Annotated in this window: 2 protein-coding genes and 1 pseudogene; all 3 read left to right on the top strand. The window is 66.0% G+C overall.

Going from position 1 to position 2,363, the window contains the following annotated elements; translation table 11 throughout:
* A pseudogene (locus ACFWF3_RS32550) lies at positions 1-184 on the top strand (deoxyribonuclease IV); the annotation flags it as partial.
* Positions 185-286: 102 nt separating this feature from the next.
* A complete protein-coding gene (locus ACFWF3_RS32545; protein ID WP_379317689.1) occupies positions 287-1,216 on the top strand; it encodes a TauD/TfdA dioxygenase family protein in 930 nt (309 codons plus the stop codon).
* A 68-nt stretch (positions 1,217-1,284) separates the two neighbouring features.
* Positions 1,285-2,363 (top strand): CaiB/BaiF CoA transferase family protein (locus tag ACFWF3_RS32540; RefSeq protein WP_379317687.1); only part of this gene is annotated, 1,079 nt, incomplete at its 3' end.

The raw sequence follows: 2,363 nt of genomic DNA, 5'->3' as shown, positions 1-2,363 counted from the left end.
CCTGAATTCCTCGCGTGACGAATTCGACTCCGGCGCCGATCGGCACGCCAATTTCGCCGACGGCACCATCGACCCGCAACTGCTGGCCGAGGTCTGCCGTACGGCCGGTGCGCCGGTCATCCTGGAAACCCCGGCCGACGGGGTCGCCGAGGACCTGGCCTACCTGCGGGAGCACATCGGCTGACGGCGTTGGGATCACTTCGAGGCAAACCCTGTCTGTCGAACGGGATTCACGGTGTGCTTGATGCATACCAACCGATCGAGAACGACAGTGAAGGTGATCCCCATGACGGTCGACCACGCCCTCCCCGCCACCCTGACGGTGACCAAGCTCGGCGCCCACATCGGCGCGCAGATCGATGGTGTCCGGCTCGGCGGTGACCTGGACGCGGCGACCGTAGCGAAGATCCGGCGCGCGCTCAACGAGCACAAGGTGATCTTCTTCCGCGGTCAGAACCACCTCACCGAGGACGGTCAGTACGAATTCGCGGAGCTGCTCGGCAGCCCGACCACCCCGCATCCCACGGTGAAGTCGGCCGGTGTGAAGAGCCTGGCCATCGACTCCGAGCGCAGCCGCGCCAACTCCTGGCACACCGATGTGACGTTCGTGGACCGCGTGCCGAAGACGTCGATCCTGCGCGCCGAGCACCTACCCACCTACGGCGGCTCGACCACCTGGGCGTCCACGGTCGCGGCCTACAACTCACTGCCCGCTCCGCTCAAGGCGCTGGCCGAGAACCTGCGCGCGGTGCACACCAATCTCTACGACTACGCCGGAGCGGTCGACAAGGTGCGCCCGTCACAGGTCGAGTACTCGACGGAATTCCAGTCCGATGTGTACGAGACCGAACACCCCGTCGTGCGGGTGCACCCCGAGACCGGCGAGCGTGCGCTGCTGCTCGGCCATTTCGTGAAGCAGTTCGTCGGGATTCCGTCCCGTGAGTCCGACCAGCTGTTCCGTCTGCTCCAGGATCGGGTCATCCGCCTGGAGAACACCACCCGCTGGAACTGGTCCGACGGCGACGTCGCAATCTGGGACAACCGCGCCACTCAGCACTACGCCATCGACGACTACAACGATCAGCCGCGTCGCCTCACCAGGATCACCCTCGCCGGTGACATCCCGGTCGGCGTCGACGGACAGGCCAGCACCGTGTTGAAGGGCAATGCCGAGGACTACTCGATCATCGAGGAAGTGGAGCTCCTCGCCAGCTGAACTATCGGTTCGCCGCCGGGCCCGCACGTGCCCGGCGTCACCGGGGGTCGCACTGCGATACTGCCTGTATGAGTATTCGGCCGTTGGACGGTGTTCGCGTCCTGGAACTCGGTAACTATGTTGCCGCTCCCACTGCCGGACGTATCCTCGGCGATTTCGGCGCCGAGGTGATCAAGGTGGAACGCCCCGGCACGGGCGACGAATTACGCAACTGGCGGTTGTACGGTGGCGATACCTCGATGCTGTATCGCACCGTCAACCGCAACAAGAAATCGATCGTGCTGGATCTGCGGACCGAGGCGGGGCGCGCGATCGTGCTCGATCTGGTGAAACAGTGCGATGTGCTGCTGGAGAACTTCCGGCCCGGAATGCTCGAGAAGTGGGGGCTGGGGCCCGAGGCGCTCGAGGAAGCGAACCCGAAGCTGGTGATCACGCGGATCTCGGCATACGGCCAGACCGGGCCGATGGCCGCGCGACCGGGATTCGCCGCGGTCGCGGAGGCGGTCGGTGGCCTGCGTGAGCTGGTGGGGGATCCCGACCGGCCGCCGGTGCGCACCGGGGTGTCGATCGGTGACTCGATCGCGGGCATCTACGCGGCGTTCGGGACCGTGATGGCACTGTTCCAGCGCGAACGGGTCGCGGGTCCGGTGCCGCAGGCGGAGCGGATCATCGATGTCGCGCTGAACGAGTCGATCCTGTCGGTGATGGAATCGTTGATCCCCGACCATCTCGCCTACGGCATCAACCGGGAGCGGGTCGGCGGCCGGATGGAAGGCATCGCGCCGTCGAACGCCTACCCGACCAGCGATGGTTACTCCATCATCATCGGTGGCAACGGCGATGCCATCTTCCAGCGGTACATGCAGGTGATCGGCCGGCCCGACCTGGCCGTCGACCCCGAGCTCGCCGACAACAACGGCCGCTGGCGCAACCGCGAGCGCCTCGACGCCTCGATCGCGGAATGGTCGAGCAAACACACGCGCGCGCAGGCGCTGAAACTGCTCGATGACGCGGCCATCCCGTGCGGCCCGATCTACACCGCCGCCGACATCGTGGCCGACGAGCAGTACCGCGCACGCAATATGATCCAGATGTTCCCTGTCGACGTGGGCGAGGCCGAACCCAAGCAGGTGGGTTTCGGTGGCAT

Source organism: Nocardia sp. NPDC060220 (assembly GCF_042727815.1).
Classification (GTDB): Bacteria; Actinomycetota; Actinomycetes; order Mycobacteriales; family Mycobacteriaceae; genus Nocardia.
The sequence above is the reverse complement of the archived record's forward strand: the minus strand, read 5'-3'. Positions and strand labels throughout refer to the sequence as shown.